Source organism: Flavobacterium turcicum, assembly GCF_011365745.1.
GTDB lineage: Bacteria > Bacteroidota > Bacteroidia > Flavobacteriales > Flavobacteriaceae > Flavobacterium > Flavobacterium turcicum.
The window spans coordinates 83,578-101,601 of the sequence record NZ_JAAOBY010000007.1 but is presented as its reverse complement, the minus strand read 5'-3'; the positions used below and the strand labels follow the sequence as shown (position 1 = coordinate 101,601).

General features: G+C 32.8%; 15 protein-coding genes and 1 pseudogene. 3 read left to right on the top strand and 13 right to left on the bottom strand.

Annotated features, from left to right (window positions below):
* Position 1 precedes the first annotated feature (1 nt).
* The 10 genes from G9Q29_RS12265 to G9Q29_RS12220 form a co-directional block, all read right to left on the bottom strand.
* Positions 2-469, bottom strand: coding sequence for an MgtC/SapB family protein (locus G9Q29_RS12265; protein ID WP_086452997.1), 468 nt, complete (start codon positions 467-469; stop codon positions 2-4).
* Positions 470-479: 10 nt separating this feature from the next.
* Entirely contained in the window at positions 480-1,349 is an 870-nt protein-coding gene (locus G9Q29_RS12260) for a bestrophin family protein (RefSeq protein WP_166137784.1), read from the bottom strand.
* Positions 1,350-1,410: 61 nt separating this feature from the next.
* Positions 1,411-3,372: an LTA synthase family protein gene (locus G9Q29_RS12255; protein WP_024981666.1), complete on the bottom strand. Its 1,962-nt coding sequence runs from the start codon at positions 3,370-3,372 to the stop codon at positions 1,411-1,413.
* Positions 3,373-3,651: 279 nt separating this feature from the next.
* A complete protein-coding gene (locus G9Q29_RS12250) occupies positions 3,652-4,284 on the bottom strand; it encodes a phosphatase PAP2 family protein (protein WP_086455356.1) in 633 nt (210 codons plus the stop codon).
* Positions 4,285-4,574: 290 nt separating this feature from the next.
* Positions 4,575-4,832 carry a heavy metal-binding domain-containing protein gene (locus G9Q29_RS12245; protein ID WP_166137781.1) on the bottom strand — a complete coding sequence of 86 codons (258 nt, stop codon included), beginning with the start codon at positions 4,830-4,832 and terminating at the stop codon, positions 4,575-4,577.
* Between the two features lie 194 nt (positions 4,833-5,026).
* Positions 5,027-5,701, bottom strand: coding sequence for a DUF1345 domain-containing protein (locus tag G9Q29_RS12240; protein ID WP_086454894.1), 675 nt, complete (start codon positions 5,699-5,701; stop codon positions 5,027-5,029).
* Complete coding sequence (locus G9Q29_RS12235) at positions 5,682-5,855, bottom strand: hypothetical protein (RefSeq protein WP_165930050.1); 174 nt, start codon at positions 5,853-5,855, stop codon at positions 5,682-5,684. The genes G9Q29_RS12240 and G9Q29_RS12235 overlap by 20 nt, the downstream gene beginning before the upstream one ends.
* Positions 5,856-5,916: 61 nt before the next feature.
* Positions 5,917-7,167, bottom strand: a complete 1,251-nt coding sequence (locus G9Q29_RS12230) for an efflux RND transporter periplasmic adaptor subunit (RefSeq protein WP_024981662.1) — start codon at positions 7,165-7,167, stop codon at positions 5,917-5,919.
* Between the two features lie 11 nt (positions 7,168-7,178).
* Complete coding sequence (locus G9Q29_RS12225) at positions 7,179-11,498, bottom strand: CusA/CzcA family heavy metal efflux RND transporter (protein ID WP_086454895.1); 4,320 nt, start codon at positions 11,496-11,498, stop codon at positions 7,179-7,181.
* A gap of 96 nt (positions 11,499-11,594) precedes the next feature.
* A complete protein-coding gene (locus tag G9Q29_RS12220; protein ID WP_225872936.1) occupies positions 11,595-11,909 on the bottom strand; it encodes a DUF6660 family protein in 315 nt (104 codons plus the stop codon).
* Between the two features lie 125 nt (positions 11,910-12,034).
* On the opposite strand from G9Q29_RS12220, the gene G9Q29_RS12215 reads away from it, so the two are divergent.
* From G9Q29_RS12215 to G9Q29_RS12205, 3 genes are read left to right on the top strand one after another with little or no spacing between them, the layout of a single operon-like run.
* Positions 12,035-13,234, top strand: coding sequence for a di-heme oxidoredictase family protein (locus G9Q29_RS12215; protein ID WP_131910603.1), 1,200 nt, complete (start codon positions 12,035-12,037; stop codon positions 13,232-13,234).
* 2 nt (positions 13,235-13,236) lie between these two features.
* The gene (locus tag G9Q29_RS12210; RefSeq protein WP_086455349.1) at positions 13,237-13,677 is read left to right on the top strand and encodes a QcrA and Rieske domain-containing protein; all 441 of its coding nucleotides are present in this window, start codon (positions 13,237-13,239) and stop codon (positions 13,675-13,677) included.
* On the top strand, positions 13,674-14,897 hold the full coding sequence (locus G9Q29_RS12205; protein ID WP_166137778.1) for a hypothetical protein: 1,224 nt from the start codon (positions 13,674-13,676) through the stop codon (positions 14,895-14,897). Before G9Q29_RS12210 ends, G9Q29_RS12205 begins: the two co-directional genes overlap by 4 nt.
* Positions 14,898-15,192: 295 nt before the next feature.
* On the opposite strand, the gene G9Q29_RS14895 is transcribed toward G9Q29_RS12205, so the two are convergent.
* From G9Q29_RS14895 to G9Q29_RS12195, 3 genes and pseudogenes are all read right to left on the bottom strand, one after another.
* Entirely contained in the window at positions 15,193-15,411 is a 219-nt protein-coding gene (locus tag G9Q29_RS14895; RefSeq protein ID WP_244199275.1) for a DpnI domain-containing protein, read from the bottom strand.
* A 51-nt stretch (positions 15,412-15,462) separates the two neighbouring features.
* Positions 15,463-15,801 (bottom strand): annotated as a pseudogene (locus G9Q29_RS14890) (MerC domain-containing protein); the annotation flags it as partial.
* Positions 15,802-15,833: 32 nt separating this feature from the next.
* On the bottom strand, positions 15,834-18,002 hold the full coding sequence (locus tag G9Q29_RS12195; RefSeq protein ID WP_113634441.1) for a TonB-dependent receptor: 2,169 nt from the start codon (positions 18,000-18,002) through the stop codon (positions 15,834-15,836).
* Positions 18,003-18,024: the final 22 nt, after the last annotated feature.

Here is an 18,024-nt window from a genome sequence, read left to right as displayed (position 1 = left end):
TTTAATCATTTTCGTTTTCCTTACCGTGTTTTATTATCATATTTTGCTTCCATTTTATATACCATTTTTGATGGTGTAATGAAAGTAGAAAATACAATGCGCAAGCACCTATTATAGCTATAATAAACATATCTAATCCTACCGCAACACCAACTGCTGATGTACACCATACGGTTGCTGCTGTTGTTAATCCGTGTGATGTTCCTGCAGTAGAATTGCGATAAATAATTCCAGCACCTAGAAAACCAACGCCTGTTACAATATTTGCAATTACTCTTGAAGTATCCGCTGGGTTATTTACCAAATGGGCTGTAATAGCTGTAAACAAAGTTGCGCCAATACATACGGCTGCATACGTTCTTATTCCTGCATCTTGACAGTGTTTTTCTCTATCTAAACCAATAAATCCTCCTAATAAAAAGGAGACAATCAGTTTGGAAACAATAATTAATTCTGCATTTATATCCATAATTTATATATTACATTATATAAAACGATTTTGGCTTTTCTACAATTGGTAAATCTGTATCGCCTATCAATTCTTTAATATTTATTTCTATTGTTATTGCAAGACTTGTCATTGGAATGTCGGTTGTTACATTTTCGAACGGATCTTGTAATATAATTGCCGTTCGTTCTATGGCTATAAATATTATAGGTATCAAAGCTGTTAAAAATATTTCTACTAAAACATATTTATCATCTAACCCAAATGGTAAAAGCGTGGCAAAAACATAAATAAAAAAATGTACCAATAAGCTGTATGATTTTGGAAAAACGGTGTTTTTAATACGTTCGCATTTTCCCATAGAGTCGCACAAGCGACTTAAAGTACTGTCAATCTGTATTTGCTTGAAATCGCTAATTTCTAGTTTAGATAGTGCTTCACTATGTTGATTAATTATTGCATTTGGGATGTTGTTTTTTGATAATTTATGTTCTTTAACATAGTCGTATACTTTTTTTGAATACGATAATTTTCGCAACGATTCTCCTAAAACATAACACCAAATTATTTGACGGTACGCAAAATCCTGCACAATTTTAGTGTCTTTTTCTGGTAAAAATTGCTTTACTTGACGTATTAAAGTTCTTGAATCGTTTACTATTGCACCCCAAATTATTCTTGCTTCCCACCATCTTTCATAAGCATGGGCTGTTCTAAAAGCCAGTAATAATGATAATGCAGTTCCGATTATGGCACTCATAGCAATTGGTATTTCTATTTTTGACAGAAAACCGTACTGGTCAGCAATTCCTACTACTATAGCATAGATTAGAATGGCAGTTATGTCAAATTTTATTTGTTTCAAAAATGTGAATATTGATATTCTTTTATTTAATAGCATAAATTAATTTTTTAATTATTTAGACAAAATCCATCTAGAACAAAAACATAATCATTTATAATTAATTACTTTGTTTCATCTTACCATTTTTGAATCGTTCACTCGCAGTTTGGTAATAAGAAACAGTTAATTTTTCTAAATCAATTAAATTTTTATTTTCTATTTTTTTCATTATTTTCTTTTCTGCATCCCATATATAATTATTTACTTTTTTTCGGTCATTTATTTCTGTAAAATATTTATTCTTTAATAATCCTAATGTTCTATAATTTCCAATTAAAGCTCTTTCTTCATTAGGTTTCATTATATTAATATCTTTGCCATAAAGTTCTGTTTGATAATTCCAATTCAAATATCCAAATACTGTTGGCATTAGGTCAATTTGCGATACAAGTTTATTGATTTTTTGTTTTTGATTATTCAAATTGTAAATCATTGCTGGAATATGATGATTTTCAATATTTATTTCCCATTTACCAGCACTATTGGCACAATGGTCAGCAACAATTACAAAAATTGTATTTGAAAACCAAGGTTTTGTTTTCACTTTTTTGATATATTGTCCTAAAGCAAAATCAGTATATTTTACTGCACTTTCTCTACTTCCTTGTACCATATTTATTCTTCCATTAGGAAATGAATAGGGTTTATGGTTAGATGTTGTCATTATAAATTGAAAAAAAGGTTTGTTTTTTTTTGAATTTATATTGGCATATTTTATAGATTGAGTATAACTATCTTCATCACAAATTCCCCAAGCATTTTCAAATGTTACTTCGTTGTCTTCTATTGCAAATCGTTTTGTTTTAATATTATCAGATAGCGGATTTCCTCTGTTTCTATCTATTATATTAAACCCTTGACCGCCAAAAAAAGTGTTCATATTATCAAAATAGCCATCGCCTCCATATATAAAACTTAAATCATAATTTTTCTTTTTTAATATCGTAGCTATTGAAAATATACTTTCATTATTTGGTCTTCTTACAATACTGTTTCCTGGTGTTGGTGGAACGCAGAGAGTGAGTGCTTCCATACCTCGAACAGTTCTTGTACCTGTAGCATACATATTAGTAAAGAATATGCTGTTTTTTGCTAATGCTTCATAATTAGGTGTTAGATTTTGTTGGTTTCCAAATTGTTTTAAAAAATCGGCACTAAAACTTTCAATAGCAATTAAAACTATGTTAGGGGCTTGTTCTTTTGAGCCACTTACGTTTCTTGTAATCGCATCTTTTTCTTGATTTGTAAATTCTTGATTGTTTTGAAGCAATTCCTTTTTTACTATTTTATATGCTTCTTTGTTAGGCAATGTTTTATAAAATGTTGTATAATCTAACTCGTTTGAATGCAATGCTGAAAAAAAAGAGAAAACACCATTTTTGCTTAATTCATTTTCATAATTATTGATGCTCCATTCTGCAAGTTTATTTTTTGCAAAAAAAGCGAAAAGTAATGTTACTAGTAATAAAGGTAAAACATTAAAAAGCCTTTCTTTAAATTTTGGTTTTTCTGTGAATGTTTCCCTAAAAACATTTTTCTTCTTATAAATGACATATATAATGAAGATTAAAGTAAATAGAACCAAAATTATTAATGGGATTGGATAGGATTGATTTATATTTTCAAAAACTTCGTAAGTATATATTAAATAATCAACAGCAATAAAGTTAAACCTTGTATTGAATTCCTCCCAAAATGGAAATTCCGCAACAAAAGAAAAAATACTAATGAATAGTAAAATACCCATTAAAAAATAAGTAATTACCTTATCAAGTATGCTACCGACAAGTTTTGAAGGTAAAGCAAGTAGATATGAATAATAAATTGTAGAAAAAAACAAAGCTACTGATAGGTCAAAGAAAAATCCTAAACTGAAAATTTTGATAATTGAAATAAGAGAAAAATCAATATCATCAAATGATAAAGCATAAAGGGAAATTCTTATCCCGAAAGAAATCAGAACATAAGTTGATATAAATGAATATAGTAATGAAAATCGTTTGTTAAATATATTTTTCATTTTTTTAAATTGTATTTTTAGTTATGAGAATCCAGAGACCATTTCTCCTTCATCTTTTATTAAAAGAAATGTACTTCCTAAAAGCATTGCCTAATCGGTTCTACTGCCTTGAAATAGTTTTCAAAATCATCAATGATACTGGCAGTTTGGGATAGGTTTAAGTTTTTTAAAGACTTCATTGCAGATGTTGGGTATTTCTTTCGTTTTAGAATGTTTGTAACCTTTTTATTTTTACTATATATAAAACATAAGTATTTGATTTTAAATAAAAAGAACTATTTATTCCCAAAGTTGTGGGATTTTTTTCCTCTGTTTTTTATTAACCCATTTATTCAATTTATAGGAAAGATAAGCTGATCCGCTTCCTATGATTGCGCCAGCTAACACGTCACTTGGATAATGAACACCCAATACCATACGAGAATAGCTTACTGCACTTGCCCACGCAAACGAAGGAGCAATAATGTACCATTTTGGATACGCCATACTCAAGGAAGTGGCAGTTGCAAAAGCTAAAGAAGCGTGCCCTGATGGGAAAGAAGGTCCGGTTGCTGTTGTAACTTGCTCAATATCTGGATAAGTTACAAATGGTCGTTCTCTATTTACTGTTTTTTTTAAAGCAAATGTTATAAATCCTGAAGCCAAAAAGGCTTCTCCAATAAAAATAGCTTTCTTTTTGACTGTACTATCTTTCATTATCAATCCGACAGAGTACATAATAATTGGAGTTCCAATACTTACAGGAGCTAGACTATTTGTAATTCCTTTTGATGCTGGATCCAGTGATTTGTTCCTATTATGATTTATGTTTCTTAAAACATCAATGTCTAAATTCTGGGCATTTGCAAAGTTTATGCAAAAAAACAACACCGCTAAATTGGTTATTTGTAACAAATTTATTTTGTTTTTCATTCTTCTGTCTTTTTAATCAAAATTTTTATAATGCAAATGGATACAGAAAACAATACTCATTTATGTTCTACTTTTTAATGCTTGTGCTCTAGATCGTGCGAACAGCCGTTTTATTTATCTTCGGCAGACATTTCTTTCGCTTTAGCGTTTATGAACATCATCAGAATGATTTTCTGAATCATTGTGAATAGAACAACCTGATTGTTTGTTTGGTGATTTATTTTTTCTTCCTGTCTGCACCAAAGCTGTTTACTGTTTGCATCATATTTGTGTTGGTGTTTCTTTTTTAGTTATTTATGATTATGTTCTAAATGGTTTTTATTTTCTTCGTGTTCAATTTTTATTAATGACATTTTGCAAACAGGACATTTTCCAGAAATGTCATAAAATTTCCCTTTTTCACATTTCATAGGGCATTCGTAGACTATCATATGGGCTTCTGCCTTTTTGTGAATATGAACCTTTTGTACTTTTTTCTCTTCTTTACAGGAAAAAACAATCGTCATTATTGCAATATTTATAATTCCTAGTATGATTAATTTTTTCATCAAATTAGATTTAAAATGTTTCTTAAATTATATAAAAGAGAGTGCAAATAGGAATTATTTAAAACCCTAATTTGATCCTTCGTTAATGTTATTATGAAAAAATGGTAGCCATTCCAAGCAAACCTGAAAGCATTAATACACACTTCCAACAATTGAGTCTTTTGTTCATTTTCTAAATTTTTTATATTAAATAGTTATTTAAAACTGGCAATACTATTAATAGTCAGTGCCACAATAATTGTATTGAACGCAAATGAAATTAGACTGTGCAACAAAACAAATCTTCTGATAACCTTTGAGCTTACTTGGACATCTGAAACTTGAAATGTCATACCAATTACGAATGAGAAATAGGCGAAATCAATATAATCAGGCTCCTCCTTACAAGGAAATTTGATACCTCCAACATTACTACCCGTTTTTAATTGATTATGGTCGTGATATAAGTGTGCATACCGAATTGTAAAAATTGTATGAAGCAATGTCCACGACACTAAAATGGGCGATAATGAAACGATTGCATCAAATATTCTGTTAAAGGACGATTCTTCTGTACCTTTTAAAAGAAGTAAAGTACCAAACAAACTAACACAAACAGCAATGAGCACTATCGTAAAAATCACTTTAAGTCCATCATCCTGACGATCTACCACCTCACATAGATCTTTATTTGTGGTAGTAAAAAACAATGCCCAGCTAAATATAATTAGAGAAAGACAAAAGATATCCCAGGATAAAATTATCCTGTTTTTAATATCAATTTTAAAAAACAGTAAAATGAAATACAACAATAATGATAAGGTAAGACAAATTATTATCTTTTTTATTCCGCTAGTATTTCGCAGAAAACTATATTTTGTTGTTTTCATATTCAGCAATTAATGATTTTTCTAATATTATTTTGGGGGCATAGTCTTCATCAATTAATTTACTATCACAACCGCCAATACAAATAATACTAGCGGTTTTAGATAGTCTTAAATTTTCTAATTGCCCATAACGTTTTAGGATATTTTTTATCACACTTCGTTCGATTCGAGCTATTGTTGTGAATAAAATTTACTAATGCTTCTTAAACTACTTATTAATGTGTATGCTCACCGCCACCTTTCATAGCAGACAGTAAATAAAAAGCTCCTTTAATTACAATTTTTGCATCGGCAGGAATTGCTTCAACAAATTTCACTTCGGTATACCCTAAATCTGTTGTTCCTGGTACAACTTCTATTGCTTTGAAATGTACTTCGTTGTGTCCTTCTTCCTCGCCAACAGCTTCTTCAGAATGTGCTTCGCCTTCTTTGTGTTCGTGAGCTTCTGCTTTTTTACCTGTGGCTTTTTCTTCGTGTTCTTCTTGGATATAGACAAAGTATTTATCTCCATTTTTTACAACAGCATCTTTGGGTAGGGCAGGGACGGTTGCATTTTTAATATTGATATTGGCAGAAACATACATTCCAGAAATTAAATCTTTGGAATCAGCTGGATTAATTTTGGCGTGAACAGCAACGGTTTTGCTTTCATTTGAAAAGGATTTATTGATACCAAATATTTTTCCTTTAATGGATTTGTTTCCTTGATTAGTCAAAATAAAGTCTATCGTTTGCCCCACAGAAATTGATTCCAAATCTTTTTCATAAACGTTTAAGTCCAAGTGCATCTGGCTATTATCCACGACTTCAAAAAGGGTTATTCCTGTTTCGGCAAATGCTCCTTTGGCAATGCTGATTTTTCCAACATAACCGGATATTGGTGAAACTATCGGTACCAAACTTGATCCGCTTGTACTCATATTCAGGGCTTGCAATTTGTTTTTTGCAGCTTTTGCTCTGGCTCTTTCAACAGCTAGTTTTGATTTTACTTCCTGAAGTACTTTTCTAGGGTTTACATTTTCATCAGTTAATGTCTTCTGGCGATTGTATTCTAATTGCAGGTATTCAATATTGGCAACAGCCGAATTATAATCTTCCTGCATTCCAACTACTTCTAAATTTTGAATAGTTGCCAGTACTTTTCCTTTGTTTACATAGGTGCCTTCTAAAACAAAAATATCCTTAACCGTTCCTCCAATTAAGGTTGAAATGTTAGCCATATTTTGTGGTGGAACTGTCGTATATCCATTGGCTTTAATCACTAAATTAAGATTCCTGTTTTCTACAGAACCTGTTTGAATACCAACTGTTTTGAATTGTAAGGCTGTTAATGCTACTTCGTTTTCTGATTTTTCTTCTTCGTGACCTGCTTCTTCTGTTTTCTTTTCTCCACAAGAGGTGAGAAGTAGTAAGAATAAAGTATTAAGTATTAAGAAAATTTTGAATTTTGAATTTATATTTTTCATTTTGAGAAATTTTATTTGTTAGAAATAGATGGAAATTGCAATTGAATAGCACTTTGATTATAAGCATTGGTAGCTTCGGCATTTTGCTTTTTGATGTCGATAGCCTGATTCAAAAAACTGATGTAATACCAATAACTCATATCACCATTGGCATAACTTTTTTGAGCCGTTGCAATTATTTGTTCTGCATATAGCAAACCTTCCTTTTGATAATAATCTAATGCTTTTTGTTGCTTTTCGAAATCATTTTTCAATTCCTGCATTTGTAATTTCAAAGTCAATTTATTTTTGTCTAATTCTAATTGGGATTGCGAAATACTGATAGCAGATGCTTTAGCTTTAGCTGAATTTACCCCACCAAATAAAGGAATTTGTAAACCTGCCGTAAACCCTTGAAAATAAGATTTGGTATCAATGGTTTGTCCAAAATAACCTAATCCTAATTTTGGTGTTCGCAATGCTTTAAAAGTATTGGCTTCTTTTTGATACACCGAAATTTGCTGTGTATAATAATCGGTTACCAACGTTTCTACTTTGGATTGGTTTTCATTCGGTTGAAATGAATATTGCATTGGCGTTGTACTATCGGGTACAATATTCTCTTCCGTTTGAATAAAAAATTGTAATTGTTTTTGGTAAATTGCCAAATCAAATTCGAGTTGCGCTTGCTGTGTTTCTATTTCTTTTGACTTTGCTTTGGCACTGATTACTTCAATTTTTCCGCTTTCGCCTGTTTCAAAACGTAGTTCTGCATTCTTTAGGAATTTAGAATAAATTTCCAATAAATCTGCATTTAGTTTTTGTACAGAAACACCATATAAATATTGATAGTAGGCGATTGTTACTGCTTTTTCGATTTCATATTCGGATAATGCTTTTCGTTTTTCAGCTAGTTTCACCAATTCTTCCTGCAATTGACGATTGGCTTTTGTAATTCTTCCAATTGGAAAATACTGCTGTATCGAAACATTGCTATCATAATATTTACTATTGAATTGCCCACCCTGATATTGCACTTGCAAAGGATCTGCTTGAAATGCTGTCTTTTTCAGAACCGTTTGTTTCTCAATTTCCTTATCAGCAATCTTTAAATCAATATTATTGGTTTTTGCAATTTCGATAGCTTTTTGTAATGAAATAGGCTGGCTATTTTGAGCAAAAGAAAAACTACTTATCAATAAAACTATTAGGGTAACGATTGGTGTTTTTATTTTTCTTCTTGCTTTAATTCCTTTTTCAAACAATAAATAAAGTATTGGTAAAACAATCAACGTCAATAATGTAGCCGATAATAATCCTCCAATAACAACCGTTGCCAATGGTTTTTGTACTTCAGCTCCACCGCTGGTGGATAATGCCATTGGCATAAATCCTAAAGACGCAACAGCAGCTGTCATTAAAACAGGTCGTAACCGTGTTTTTGTACCCATTAAAACTCTTTGTAATGGATCGGTTATTCCTTCAGATTTCAATTGATTGAAATAAGAAATCAATACAATTCCGTTTAACACTGCGATTCCGAAAAGGGCTATAAATCCAATTCCTGCCGAAATACTGAAAGGCATTCCCCTCATCCATAGTGCGAAAACACCTCCAATGGCTGATAATGGGATGGCGGTAAATATTAGCAAAGATTGTTTCATACTATTGAAAGTAAAATATAGCAGCACCATTATTAATGCTAATGCAATAGGTAAAGCAACCGAAAGTCTTTTAGTAGCTTCAATCAAGTTTTCGAATTGTCCTCCATAAGTAACATAATAACCTGGGGGAAGTTTGAAATCTTTATCAAGTTTAGCCTGAATTTCTTCGACAACGCTTTTTATATCTCGACCACGAACGTTTAATCCAACAGTAATTCTACGTTTACCATTCTCACGAGAAACCTGAACAGGGCCTTGCTCATAAGAAACCGTTGCTACTTGTGATAGTGGTACTTGTTGTCCGTTTGGTAAAGGAATAAATAGATTACTCACATCTGTAATATCTGTTCGGCTAGCTGCATCCATTCTCACCACTACATCAAATCGTTTGCTTTCTTCATAGATTTTACCTGCGCTTTCTCCTGCAAATGAAGAGCGGATGATTTGGTTGATATCGGTAATATTCAAACCATATAATGCAATTTTATTGTAATCGTATTTTACAGTAATTTGCGGTAAGCCTGTTACTTTATCTGCTTTTAAGTCTCCAATGCCTTCAATATTATTGACTTTAGCAATCAATTCTTTGGCTTTAGTATCTAAAATTTCTAAATCATCACCAAAAATTTTAATGGCTATATCACTTCGGCTTCCGGTCATTAACTCGTTGAATCGCATTTGAATTGGTTGTGAAACTTCAATATTAGCACCTGGAATGGCTTCCATTTCTTCTTTCATTGCATTGGCTAAATCTTCCCAATTGTCGTAATCACCTGTCCATTCACTTTTGTCTTTAAGTACAATAATCATATCCCCACTTTCTATAGGCATTGGATCCGTTGGAATTTCACCACTTCCAATTTTGGTTACTATGGTTTTAATTTCGGGAAATTTAGCTTTTAGAATTTTTTCATATTCTGTGGTTGTTTTTACCATTTGCGAAAGCGAACTTCCGGTCATAATTGTAGCATTTAAGGCTAAATCTCCTTCTTCAATTGTTGGAATGAATTCGCCACCCATATTTTGAAAAATTACTAGCGCCAATACAAATAGACCTAATGAAATTGCCAAAACTGCTTTTTTGAAACGCAATGCTTTTTCTAAAAACGGGGTATATATTCCCTCGAACCAAGCCATCATTCTATCACTAAAATTGGTTTTGTGTTCTGTATTTTTGGATAAGAACATCGCACTCATCATTGGTACATAAGTTAAAGACATAACAAATGCACCTATTACTGCAAATCCTACTGTCATTGCCATTGGTCGGAACATTTTACCTTCTGTGCCAACTAATGCCAGGATTGGCAAATACACGATTAAGATAATTATTTCCCCAAAAGCGGCACTGTTTCTAATTTTGGAAGCCGATTGATATACCTCTTCATCCATTTCAGATTGGGATAAATCTTTTTTTCTTTTGAGTTTTTGCAAATGATGCATTGTTGCTTCGACAATTATAACCGCACCATCGACAATAATTCCAAAATCGATTGCTCCTAAACTCATTAGATTTCCGCTTACTCCAAAGGTATTCATCAAAATCACAGCGAAAAGCATTGATAATGGAATTACAGATGCTACAATTAGTCCTGCACGAAGATTTCCAAGAAATAAGATCAATACAAATATTACTATTAATGCACCTTCCAATAGGTTTTTAGTAACAGTTCCTATGGCACTATCTACTAATTTTCCTCTATCGATAAAAGCTTCAGCAACCACTCCCTCTGGAAGAGTTTTGTTGATCTGATCCATTTTTTCTTTTACTCTATTGACAACTGCACTTGAATTTTCTCCTTTTAGCATAAGAGCCATTCCACATACAATTTCTCCTTTTCCGTCTTTAGTAGATGCCCCATAACGTAGTGCTACACCTTCTCTAACTTCGGCTACATTTCGAATTAAAATAGGTGCACCGTTTTTATTGGCAACCACTATATTTTCTAAATCTTTGATGCCTGTAGCCATACCAACACCACGAATGAAATAAGAGTATTGGTCTTTTTCAATGTAAGCACCGCCTGTGTTTTGATTATTTTTTTCTAAAGCCTCAAAAATATCGGTAATGGTTATTCCTAAACTATTTAGTTTATTTGGATTAATAGCCACTTCGTATTGTTTTAATTTTCCTCCCCAGGTACTGACTTCGGCAACACCTTCAATACCCTGTAATTGTGGAGTGATAATCCAATCCTGAATGGTTCGTAATTTTACGGCATCGTATTTATCTTCATAGCCTTTTTTGGCATATACATCGTATTGATATATTTCTCCTAGACCTGTAGAAATAGGTCCTAATTCTGGAGAACCTGCATATTTAGGTATGTTTTCTTCAGCTTGCTTTAAGCGTTGAAAAATTTGCTCTCTTGCCCAATATATATCTACATCGTCTTTGAAAACAACAGTTACCACAGATAATCCAAAACGAGAAATGCTTCGTAATTCAATTACTTTTGGAATCGTTTTTACAGCTTGTTCGAGTGGATAGGTAATTAATTGTTCTACTTCCTGACTTGCTAAAGTAGGGGCAGTAGTAATTATTTGTACTTGATTATTAGTTACATCTGGCAAGGCATCCAGCGGTAAATTTTTAATAGAATAACTTCCCCAGGCTATAAGCACAAGGGTAAATAAGAGTATAATGAACTTGTTCTTTATACTAAATTGTATGATTTTGTCTAACATTGAAATATTATAATGAATTAGAAATCAGCAAATAGAATATTTGCCATTATTTGTGAAAAGGTCACAATTTTCTAACCCGAAATTACTCGGGCATCATTATGCTATTTGAGGCGGTTGCCAAATACTTCCGAAGAAATTGGAAGCAAAAATAGATTTATAGAATGGCTCTTTGGTTTTTATAACCGCAGAAATTAAAGGAAAATCGAATTTAATTGGAAAATGACTTAATATTTGCACTCCACAACAATTGCAAGCGCAGAAAGGAGAACACAAATCTTTTTCTTTATTGTGGGAATGGTTTTCTTTATAGGAGGAAAGTTCCTTTGATGTATGTACCAAACTATTTACTTCCAAATCAGCACAAGGCAAAAATGAAAGTGCTGTTAGATAAATTGATAGTATGAGGTTCATCCATTTCACTAATACAAAAGTAACAATAAAATTTATATGATTTAGGGATTAATTAATTTTTATTATTATATTTTTATTTAATACGAAATATTTATTTAGCTTTGCCTAAAATTTAATTTATGCAAATGAAAACAATACACTTTTTTTTTTGGGTTATACCAATACTCTTGATCCTGTTATTCACATCTTGTGATGAAAATTATACTGAAATTCCTGCTGATGATGAAGTTTTAGATGGAACCGTTGAAGGGCTCTCCCATGAAGAGTTAGCACGTTTCTTAAAAGGTGATGCGGCATTCAATGAGGTTTTTACCCGTGAAACAGGACTTGGTCCTACCTTTGTTGCGTCAAGCTGTATCAGTTGTCATGCTGGCGACGGTAAAGGACACCCCTCTACCACACTTACCCGTTTTGGACAAATTGATGAAACAGGAAACTTGTTCCTAAACCAAGGTGGCCCACAATTACAAAATAGATCGCTACCCGGATTTTTACCCGAACAAATCCCATCTGGAGCTACTTTTGCTAAATTTACGCCACCAGCAAATACAGGTTTAGGATTTTTAGAATCTGTTACAGATGCAACTATCCTGGCAATGGCAGATCCTAATGACGTTAATGGCGATGGAATATCGGGTGTTCCAAACTGGATAGACATTCCTGACTTTGTAATCCCAACATCAAATGCTGTTTCTCAAAACGGAAAATATATAGGCCGTTTTGGCAAAAAAGCCGCGGCTTTTGATTTATTGCACCAAACCGTAAATGCTTACAACCAAGACATCGGAATTACCTCTATATTTAATCCTATTGACGTTTATACTAATCTGGAAATTGATCCTGAAATTGCGACAAGTACCGTAAACGACGTTGTTTTTTACTTGCAAACATTAAAAGCACCAATTCAACGCAATCAAGGTGATGCAGTTGTTAAACAAGGAGCAACCATTTTTAACCAAATTAATTGCGCAAGCTGTCATAAATCTGAATTGAAAACAGGTTATTCACCTATTAAGGCCCTTTCAAATAAAACATTCGCTCCTTACACCGATTTGTTATTACACGATATGGGAAGCGGTTTAGACGATGGTTATACTGAAGGAAGCGCAAAAACTTACGAATGGAGAACACCACCACTATGGGGAATAGGGCTTTCTGAAGACGCACAAGGAGGGAACTATTTCTTAATGCACGATGGTAGAGCAAATAGTATTGAAAGTGCCATTTTAATGCATGGTGGCGAAGCAAACAACAGTAAAACAGGCTATCAAAATCTTTCACAATCAGACAGAGAGGCATTACTAAAATTTATAAAATCATTGTAATTATGAACAGAAAAGATTTTTTAAAAACATGTGGTTTTGGTTGTTTAGCAGGAATTTCAACTCTTACTTTATTACAAAGCTGCAGCACATCTAAAATTTTGGAAAAAGAGATAAAAGGTTCAGATATTCTAGTTCCATTGACTGATTTTGAAATCAAAAATAAGGGAATCATAGAATATAAAAAATACGTAATCATACAAAACGAAAAACTGACCCATCCTATTTGTGTTTATCGTTTTGACGCGAATAATTATAGCGCACTATTTATGCAATGCACTCATCAAGGAGCAGAACTGCAGGTTTTTGGAGATAAATTACAATGTCCGGCACATGGAAGTGAATTTAGCAACAAAGGAAGTTTAGAAAACGGCCCGGCTGATAGAAATTTACGAAATTTTCCGATCATAATAGATAACGGCACCCTTAAAATATCATTAAAATGAGACTAAAACTCCTATTCATAACATTTTTATTTTCTATAAATTTCTATTCACAAATCGACCCTGTTTTACTAAAAAGGACGTCTAAAGACAGTACAAAACAAGCTTTAAATATGGATGCTGTTTATAATCGTCCTTTTTTAAATATTGGAAAAACACCCATAGCCGTTGGAGGTTATCTGGAAGCTAATTGGCAACGCCTTTCCACCGATGGCGTTTCCGAAGGACATCAATTTCAAGCCAGACGATTAACCATTTTTATGTCATCGGCAATCAGCAAACGTGTGAAATTTTTAAGCGAGATCGAATTTGAAGAAGGTGGAAAGGAAATCGCTATAGAATTCGCCTCTGTCGATGTTGAATTTAATCCCTTGGTTAATTTTAGAGGAGGAATAATCATGAATCCTATTGGGGCTTTCAATCAGAATCATGATGGTCCAAAATGGGAATTTACCGATAGACCCATTTCAGCAACACAAATGTTACCGAGCACTTTTAGCAATGCTGGGGCTGGGCTTTTTGGAAAAAAATATTCGAACAATTGGATGATTGGATATGAAGCTTATTTTTCAGGAAGTTTCGATAATTCGATAATTGAAAATACAGAGAACAAAACTTTTCTACCAGCTGCCAAAAACAATCCGGAACGTTTTGAAGAAATAAATAGTGGTACACCGTTATTTACTGGTAAAATTGCTATTCGAAACAGTAAAATTGGGGAGTTAGGACTATCCTATATGGGAGGGGTCTTCAATAAGTATCAAGATGATGGGGTAATAATAGACGAAAAAAGACGTGTTGATGTTTTTGCAATAGACTTTAACACTACTTTGCCAAAAGTAAAAACATTTATAACAGGTGAATGGGCATGGATTAAAGTAGATGTTCCGAAAACATACGGACAGCAATTTGGAAACAAACAGTTTGGTGGCTTTATGGATGTAGTTCAACCAATTCTTAAAAAAAACATTTTAGGATGGGAAAACGCGGTATTAAACATCGCTTGTCGAGTAGAATATGTAGACTGGAACGTAGGGACTTTTAAAGAGACCGGTGGAAATATTGGAGAAGATATTTGGAGCATCATGCCTGCGTTAAGTTTCCGTCCTACCTCACAGACTGTTTTTAGACTAAATTATCGCTTTCAGAAACAAACCGATATTTTAGGAAACCCTCCTGCAACTACTGCTGGGTTTAACATTGGGATTTCGACTTATTTTTAAAATATCATAAAAAAAAACGCTCCAAATATGAAATACCCCTCAAAAGTTAGACACTATTTGGGGGGTATTTTTATGAGAATCATACTAAATATTTGTTACTTCAGACAAAATTGGCTTATTTGTCTGAAATAACAATCAAAAAAATCCATCTACACAAAAATCGAAAGGTGTTGAAACAAATGGGATATAGCTTTGGCTAAGAAATTTCTCTTTTTAAAACTACCTCTAGTTCCGTTCAACACAGATTTCATTGTTCTTGTCCGCTCGTAACGATAGCTGTTATCGGTAGGACTAATTAACAACAACCAGAACCAGCTTGAATTGGGGGACATTTCACAGTTCCGTAACTGCAATACACGCAACAATCTCCTTCGAGTGGACGCAATCTTGTTTTACAATTTTCACATTCAAAAAAAAATTCACAAGCATTTGTAGGCATCATTTCTGTTTTTTTATGACCACAATTTGGGCATGTAATAGTTGATTCTAATTCTACTTTTTTTCCTTCATATATTGCACATGCCTTACAATTTCCATGCAGTTTGTTGCGATAATAATTTACAGCAGTTGCTATAAAAAACCCAAACATTCCTGCGTAAATCAAGTAAGTTGAGTTTTGAAGTTTACTGAAAAGATAAGCATAAAATATTATTACACCACTCGGAATTGCTATCATTAAAGGATAAAGGCAAAGATGCTTTCGATAAGAAATATAAAGCCCTCCAATCGAAATTAAAACCATTGCTTGAAAAACCCACAATGTCCAACCACCAAATAATTCAAAATTACCCAAGCCTAAAGCTGATGCTCCAAAAGCAAAAAGAGGAAAACAACAAGGTGATAAAAAAGCAGTTATAATAATGCCGCTTAATCCGAGTTTGTCGATATTATTTTTTATTTTCATTAGTTGTTTTTTAGTATTATTTTGGGCGATATTTATAGTTTTATTTTAATTCCTGCATTTACTACAAATCCATCTAGAGGAGCATAGATATCTTTAAATACTGGGTCTGTAATTGGACCACTGTAGATACTTCCAAATTTCGTTTGTCTGGTATCTGTAAAATTCTCAAAGTTCGCATAGATAGAAAAGTTTTCCCATAATTTCTCAATCATAAAACCGAAAATCCAGTAATCTCTTCCCGTAGAACCATCATTTAATTTTTGCGGGCTATAATAATACGCCTCCAAACCTGCTTTCCATTTATCTTCCACTTCATACATCAAAACATTATTAAGTCTATGTTTTGCTGTTAAAGGATTTTGAGATTTTATACCATTATTGTCTATTGAAGCATCTGTGTAGGTATAACCCAGAAATAGTTTGAAATCTTTATATCCTAATTTGATATTTGTTTCAGTTCCTTTGGTGTCTAAATAGCCATCAACATTTACAAACTGATAGATTTCATTTGGCACAGGAGTTAGAATTAGAGGGTTATTTACATTTGTATAAAAGAATAACTGGTTAAAAGAAAGTAATATCTCTTCGGAAATATTTGTTTTGTAATTAACGTCAAAATTAACACCATAACTTTTTTCAAGAGTATTAAAATCACTATTGATGGGAAGAACATTTCGGTATTGTATACGCTCACTTTCCTCCGTAAAGATGGTTGGTGTTTTATAACCTAATCCTCCACCAAGTCTTGACGTAAGTTTATTACTGATTTTAAATAATGCTGAAATTCTTGGCAAAAGCGAAAATCCATAATCAATAAAATAATCGCCTCGTAAACCAGTTTCAATATCAAGCCATTCTTTGGCTTTTACAGTATTTTGAACAAAAGCTCCGTACGTTATCTGACTGTAATTTCTTAAAGGAAAAGATGTTATTTCCTTTTCAGAAAAATTATCTGTATATAAATTAGCTCCTGTAACCCACTCAGATACATTGCCATTATAAGAATATGTAATTTCAGAAAAGGTACTGTTTTGCAAACCATCGAAGGTGTAATCAGGGATGTTTATTGCACGACTAAAATTATTAAAGCTATTACGTACCGTCAATAATTCTTTTTCATTAAACTTATGTGTAATTACAAATTGAGTACTTAATCTTCTGGTTTTGTTCTTTTCAAAATAACTATCAGGATGACCGCTTTCATCATTTATATAATCGATATCGCCTCCAATACGGTCTTCAAAAACAGCATTTACACCAAAATCAAGTTTTGTGTTTTCATTAAAATAAACAAATATTTTTGGATTAAAATTAAAACGCTCAAACTTTGGAATAGCCGTTAGGCCAATGTCCGCAGGGTCATAAGGTGCATTTCTATCATGCGATGCAAAAACGGTCAATCCTATTTTATTAAATCGCTGAGAATAAAAACCATTAATGTCCAACCCAAGTGCCGACGTACCGTTAAGTAAAAAACGCAATTCTCTTTCTTTTGTAGGTGTTTTTGATATAAGATTTACCAAACCTGCGATTGCTCCACCACCATATAGAGTAGAAGCAGAACCTTTAATTATCTCAACCTGTTTCAAATCTAACGGTGGGGTTTGTAATAAACCCAATCCACTTGAAGCGCCAGAATAAACAGGAAAACCGTCTTTTAATATTTGAGTATACCTTCCGTCTAGTCCTTGGATTCTAATCGATGAATTTCCTGAAGTTGCAGAGGTTTGCTGTGTTTGTATACCTGTACTTTCATTAAGCATCATTCGTATATCTCCAGGTTTCATATTGGCTTTTTCTTCCAATTCTTCTCCAGCAATGAATTCCACTCTGGTAGGAATGTTACTAATAGTTCGCGTGCCTCTGGTTGAAGTCACTATAATCTCATCCATCTCTTCCGCTTCGCTTTCTAATGATATTTCAAGAAGTTCGCCTATAAACGGCATTTGAAATGATTGTGTGTGCTCCTTATAACCATCAATGAAAAATGATATGGTATGTGCTCCATCAGGAACGTTTTCAAAAGTAATAAACCCATTAGGATCGGATACAGATACTAGATTCAAAACTTCAATTTTGGCAGTTACACCTGCAATCGGTTCATTGGTTTCAGAATCTTTAACAACGGTTTTAAATTTATTCTGCCCTTGTGCAGTGCCAATAGTCGCTATTGCCACAATCAATAAAAAATATTTAAACATTTATAATTTCTTAATATTAATA